This is a genomic window from Sphingobacterium humi (genome assembly GCF_009768885.1).
GTDB classification, from domain to species: domain Bacteria; phylum Bacteroidota; class Bacteroidia; order Sphingobacteriales; family Sphingobacteriaceae; genus Sphingobacterium; species Sphingobacterium humi.
Genome location: NZ_WSQA01000027.1, coordinates 1 through 6277, shown reverse-complemented (window position 1 = coordinate 6277; position 6277 = coordinate 1). Strand labels below are relative to the sequence as shown.

At 43.2% G+C, this 6277-nt stretch carries 4 protein-coding genes and 1 rRNA gene; 2 read left to right on the top strand and 3 right to left on the bottom strand.

The annotated features are described in order from the left end of the window. Window positions 1-543 precede the first annotated feature (543 nt). Window positions 544-1038: a DinB family protein gene (locus GQF63_RS19500; RefSeq protein WP_160370916.1), complete on the bottom strand. Its 495-nt coding sequence runs from the start codon at window positions 1036-1038 to the stop codon at window positions 544-546. Between the two features lie 84 nt (window positions 1039-1122). Between GQF63_RS19500 and GQF63_RS19495 the strand changes: the two genes are divergently transcribed. Together GQF63_RS19495 and GQF63_RS19490 are read left to right on the top strand one after the other, a co-directional pair. After that, on the top strand, window positions 1123-2982 hold the full coding sequence (locus GQF63_RS19495) for a CocE/NonD family hydrolase (RefSeq protein ID WP_246163624.1): 1860 nt from the start codon (window positions 1123-1125) through the stop codon (window positions 2980-2982). An 82-nt stretch (window positions 2983-3064) separates the two neighbouring features. Then, window positions 3065-3934 carry a CPBP family intramembrane glutamic endopeptidase gene (locus GQF63_RS19490; protein WP_160370915.1) on the top strand — a complete coding sequence of 290 codons (870 nt, stop codon included), beginning with the start codon at window positions 3065-3067 and terminating at the stop codon, window positions 3932-3934. Between the two features lie 15 nt (window positions 3935-3949). Here GQF63_RS19490 and putP read toward each other — a convergent pair whose 3' ends face one another. Both putP and rrf read right to left on the bottom strand, forming a co-directional pair. Then, the gene (gene putP, locus GQF63_RS19485; protein WP_160370914.1) at window positions 3950-5449 is read right to left on the bottom strand and encodes a sodium/proline symporter PutP; all 1500 of its coding nucleotides are present in this window, start codon (window positions 5447-5449) and stop codon (window positions 3950-3952) included. Between the two features lie 556 nt (window positions 5450-6005). Further along, window positions 6006-6117 (bottom strand): 5S ribosomal RNA (gene rrf / locus GQF63_RS19480). Between the last annotated feature and the right edge of the window lie 160 nt (window positions 6118-6277).

Genomic DNA, 6277 nt, shown 5'->3' with positions numbered 1-6277 from the left:
TCCTTCGGGCATCAATAAGGATAGTAATTTACGTTCGGCGTCTTGCAAGGGATTTCGGCTTTAAAGATGCTAAACTAGGAAATTTTTACTATTCCCCCCAAGAATTCAGCTTGATCCCTTTTTACTGCCCAGCAACAACCTCTGCCCTTCTCTACGCATCCGCCCACCCCTCCTTCGGTTTCTCGTTTTTGTCTTGCTTTTCAGTAGCCATACAGCCCCCATTCCGCCCCCATTCAGAAGGGGCTTGAAAGGGGTTTCAATTGGGTGTGAAAGGGAAGTGAAAGGGATCTAGACGGAAGAAGGTCGGTAGATCGGAGCCAGAAGAGAGGAGATAAGAAAGCTGGAGAACTACGGTATCCTTGTTTCTTGTTTTAGCGACCCCCTGCCGGCTTCTTTTATATTTTGGGTATTAGCACACACTTGAAGAGCGGAAGCTGCTACAGCGGCAGTGAAAGGCGCCTTACGGCGAGAGACTGCATTGGGCAGCAAGCACAAAAAAGCCCGGTCGATGGCCGGGCTTGGGATATTCTTTTTAGGATTTACCTATTTCTGTTCATCGGCAGAAGGGCCATATAAACCCGGCACAGCGATATTCAATAAGCGAAGGTAAACTGTAGCTTGCCCCCGATGGTGAATTAGGTGATTGAAGATAACAAAGCGTAAAGCACCAAGTTTAGGCATTTCGCCAATCACGTAATCGCCTACGCGCATCGTCCATGTTTTAAACCAATCTTCTTCCGGGAAGCTGCTAATTTGTTGCTCGTTTACCTTATAGCCGGCATCTAAAGCTTCTTTGAGTTCGGCAACCGTACTTGGCTTAAGGGGTTGATAGTCTGTTTGTAAATTAAAGTCATTTTTCAATAAAGCAGTTCCTACCCAGTTGTGCAGTTCTACTACATGACCCAATAAGTCGCCCAATGACATCGACTTTTCATGTGGTTTATAAGCAAGATCTTCGTCTTTTAAGCGATCAATAATTCTACGGGTATTGTTGGTTTCGCGTTCCAACTCTACTAAAAATCCATCTTTGATACTCATATAGTATGTGTTTGTTTGCAAGCAATTTAAGGAAAAAAGGTTAAAATTACCTAAATTCACGGGTTCATCTTCTGACCAAAAACTATGAAAAGATTAATAACCTTCTGTTTCTTTTGCCTTTGTATGGGCCTTTACGCTGTTGCACAACAACATAGCGATTTTGATGTGCAGCAACATTACGATAAAACGGAGACTTACATTACCATGCGCGATGGCGTACGCTTGTTTACGTCTATATATACGCCAAAAGACAAAAGCAAAACCTACCCTATTTTATTGAACCGAACGCCGTATACCGTGGCACCCTACGGAAAAGATAAGTTTAAAAAAAGCTTGGGTAGTTTTCCCGAGATGATGGAATTGGGCTACATCTTCGTTTACCAAGATGTACGTGGAAAATGGATGAGTGAAGGTACCTTTGAAGACATTCGCCCTACCAGAACCAAGGACAATAAACTGCCTATTGATGAAAGTACCGATACCTGGGATACCATCGATTGGTTGGTAAAAAACAGCAAAGGAAACAACGGAAAGGTGGGCATGTATGGCATCTCCTATCCGGGTTTTTATGCTACGGCCGGTTTAATTGGTACTCACCCGGCCTTAAAGGCCGTATCGCCCCAAGCCCCCGTTACCGATTGGTTTATAGGTGATGATTTTCACCATGGCGGAGCCCTATTCCTCGCCGATGCCTTCCGCTTTATGTACATCTTCGATGCCCCACGACCTAAACCGATTACCGATTTGGAAGGCCCCAAAGGCTTCGAATTTCCAGGGAAGGATATGTATAAATTCTTCATGGATAACCCTACCCTCTCGGAATTGAAGACGAAATATCTCAGCCATACGGTGAAGTTTTGGGACAACCTGGCCAAGCACAGTACCTTGGATACCTTTTGGATGAACCGAACCATTACGCATCATTTAAACGCCGTAAAACCTGCTGTTATGGTGGTTGGTGGCCTATACGACGCCGAGGATACCTACGGTGCATTTGAAACGTACAGACAGATTGAAAAACGCAATAAAAAGAACAACAACATCCTGGTGATGGGCCCTTGGTTTCACGGTGGTTGGGTAAGATCGGATGGGGATTCCTTCGGCGATATCCGCTTTGGCGAAAAAACAAGCCTTACCTATCAGCAGGCCTATGAAAAACCATTTTTTGAATATTACTTGAAGGGGAAAGGCGACTTTAATCCTGCCGAGGCGAATATCTATTTCACGGGTGCCAACCGCTGGGAGCATTTCGACCAGTGGCCGCCAAAAGACGTGCAAGAATCTGCTTTTTATTTAAATGCCGATGGGTCCTTAAGTCGTAACCGCAAAGAAGGAGCAGCCTACTTGGAATACCAATCGGATCCGAACAAACCGGTTCCTTCCCAAGATGGAATTATAACCAGCCGAACGCGGGAATATATGATTGCTGACCAGCGATTTGCCGCTACCCGACCTGATGTACTGCTCTTCGAAACAGAAGCCTTGGAAGAAGACTTAACCCTGGCTGGCCCGGTGATTGCCGACCTGCAGGTTTCGATGACGGGTACCGATGCCGACTTTATTGTGAAGATTATTGATGTGTACCCGGATACAACGACTGCCTTACCGGCAAAGAATGACGAGGTGCTGATGGCCAACTATCAGATGTTGGTTCGGGGGGAAGTGCTGCGCGGCAAGTTCAGAAACTCCTTCAGCAAACCGGCACCTTTTGTTCCCAATCAGGTGACTGCAGTTACGGTAAACCTGCCAGATGTGGCCCATACTTTTAAGAAGGGACATAAATTGATGGTTCAAATTCAGCACAGCTGGTTTCCCTTGGTAGATCGTAACCCGAACCAATTCATGGATATTTACCAGGCTAAAAAAGAAGACTATATCAAGAATACGCATCGCTTGTACTTCGATGCACAGCATGCCAGTAAGCTAAAATTCTATACGCGCTAAGCGAATTTAAATTTAAAAAGTCCCTCCTAAAATGAAGGGACTTTTTAATATCTTTACACATCCTTACCTCTAACTGAAAAACATGCTGAAAATTCTTCAACATTTTTGGAGTTTTATTATTTACCCTTCGGATAGACAATTATTTGCCAAGAACAACGACACGTATGCAAAGGTGTTTTTCACCATGTTCCTGTTTAAGGTATTGATTCTTTCCATCATTCTGCCTTTAGAGTACCTGCTGCAACAAATAGACCCCATCTTTACCAAGAAAATGCCTCATGACGAGTCCTTTTGGCAAGATTTACTCGCTGTTGGTCTCTTGGCGCCACTTATTGAGGAATTGCTGTTCCGTTATTTCCTCAAATACAAACCCTTTTATAGCTACGTTATCCATCGAAACACTTGGCGCAAAAACTACCGCTGGTTTCTGTATAGTAGTGTGGCTTTGTATGGCTTAGCGCACTTAAGCAACTTTGAAAATGCAAATACGCTCTTCTATGTGCTGGGTGTGTTTATTGTGTTATCGAACATCATGGATGGTTTCGTCTTTTCTTTCTTAAGGGTAAGGCTAGGCTTTCAATACAACTGGATGCTCTATGGCATCTGGAATGTGTTTACCATTGCCTTGATCAGTACCATTTACCAATTAAAGAATCCGATTCTAAAAGAAAAGAACGAAAACTTTCAACTGGAAGTTAACCTGACCCAATACCGGGATACCACCGAAAATCTCTTCTTTATCCGAAAATCGGCAGATACGATTTACAACATCAACGTGAAACAACATGCCCTTTCCACGGTGGTCGATAGCCTATGTGGAAAAAATACGTATAATGTTTATGATCAATTTGTGGATATCGACTTCCGATCGCCAAAAGGATTAGCTAAGGATTCCCTGCTTCGCATCCTGACCAAAAAGCTGACCATCGAAGAAAAGAAAACGGCTAACTAAATTTAGAGACTTTCCTTATCCCTTTTTTATAAGCCGATTGACCTCCTCAAATTCCTCCTGTATAGCCGGAGATACGGGCTTACTCATCAAGGAGATGATCACAATGCTTAGGAAACTGCTGATAAAGCCTGGAATCATTTCGTAAAGGGCTTTATACGGATGCGGAAGGTATACCCATAGCAATACCACGGTTCCACCGACCAGCATGCCCACCAAGCCTGCTAAGGCGGTAGTACGTTTCCAAACCAACGAAAGGATAATAATAGGGCCAAAGGCCGCACCAAAACCTGCCCAGGCATTGCCGACTAGGTTCAAGATACTATCTTTTGGATTTAAGGATAAGATTAAGGCTACAATCGCTACCAGCAATACGGATATGCGACTCATCAACAGCATATTCTTGGCATTCGCCTGCTTGTTGAAAAAGGTCTTGTAGATATCTTCGGTCATCGAGCTGGATGTTACCAACAATTGGGAGGAAATGGTACTCATGACGGCCGCTAAAATAGCCGACAATAAGAAGCCACCAATGAAGGGATGAAAAAGTACCCGAGAAAGGTGAATAAAAATAGTTTCGGCAAGTTCTTTCGATCCGTCAAAACGTTGCATGCTGGCTACATCGAATTTTTGAAGATAGGCGATGCCGAAAAGGCCTACCAGCATAGCGCCACCAACCGTAAAAATCATCCAACTGATCCCGATGTTACGCGCCTTAGGGATATCCTTAACGCGTTCTATCGCCATAAACCGAACCAAGATATGCGGTTGCCCAAAATAACCCAAGCCCCAGGCCAGCAAACTTAATATGGAGACCGTCGTGGTCCCTTTAAAGAGATCGAGGTAATTGGGATTCTTGTTTTCAATAAGCTGCATGGTTTCATCAAAGCTACCGATTTGAAATATCACAACAATCGGCAATATAACGAGCGCTGTGACCATAATGGTACCTTGCACGAAGTCTGTTAAGCTAACGGCAAGAAAGCCGCCTAGGAAGGTGTATAACACCACCACAAAGGTGGTACTAAACAGACCGGTATAGTAATCCATCCCAAAGGCTGATTCAAAGAGGCGTCCTCCCGATACCATACCCGCTGAGGTATATAAAGTAAAAAAGACCAAAATAAATATAGAAGATACAATCTTCAACAGCTGGGTCTTATCGTGAAAGCGGTTTTCGAAGAATACGGGTAAGGTGATGGCGTTTTTCGCTACTTCAGTATACACACGTAACCGCGGTGCTACAATCACATAATTTAAAAAAGCCCCGATGGTTAAACCGATGGCAATCCAGGAAGCAGACAGTCCAGATAAGTACATGGCCCCAGGCAAACCCATCAACAACCAACCACTCATATCAGCAGCCCCGGCCGATAGCGCAGTAACTGCTGCTCCCATCTTCCGACCACCAATTAAGAACTCCTCCGAGTTACTGGTTGATTTCTTGTAAGAATATAATCCAATCAGGATCATCAACAACATGTATAATCCAATGGATATTAACTCATAAATATTCATGAAAACGAATTACAGTATTAATAATTGATTAATAATTTGAAACTAAATAATAAAACCCTTAATAAGTTTTAAAAACCCCTTAATATAAAGGTAAATAGTTAAAGTCCCAAATGGAAAATAGATAGGTTTAATATCAGGCAAAATAAGTTAATGAGAGGGAAAGCGTTTGGCATGTGCTGTCATCTTATTGTCGTCGTGTTTGTCGTCATGTTTGTCATTGTGTTTGTCATCGTGAGGTGGTAAAATGTTTACAAAATTTATTGGAAGGTGATGACATGAAGTAGCATTGCTTGTTAAGCATTGCTTACAAACTACGGCACCCTTTATATTACGTGCCGCCAAGTATTGTCATCGTGAGCGGAGTCGAACGACTGGTACGTCAATGCAATCAGTAATACATAAACACCTTACTTACAGTATTTTTCATAAACACGTCATTGGTAGCGGAGTCTAACGATGACAAAACAATAACAAAACGACAACAATACATGCCACCTTTAAAACCTACCAAAACCAAAAAAGCCCATGATCCATGATCACGGGCTTTTCGTATAAAAATAGGCGCCGACCTACTCTCCCACCTGTTACGGCAATACCATCGGCTCTGGCGGGCTTAACTTCTCTGTTCGGAATGGGAAGAGGTGGACACCGCCGATATAGGCACCTGAATATCTTTTTAATAATTAGTAAGTGAAAGCATTACGGACCAAAGGTCTAAATACTAAGTACTACCTACTAAATACCAATTGACATGTTATTGGAAGAAAAGATTCAAAAAGAGAGAGGACAACAGAACTATCCGCATTGGAAAGCTTCGGGCTATTAGTA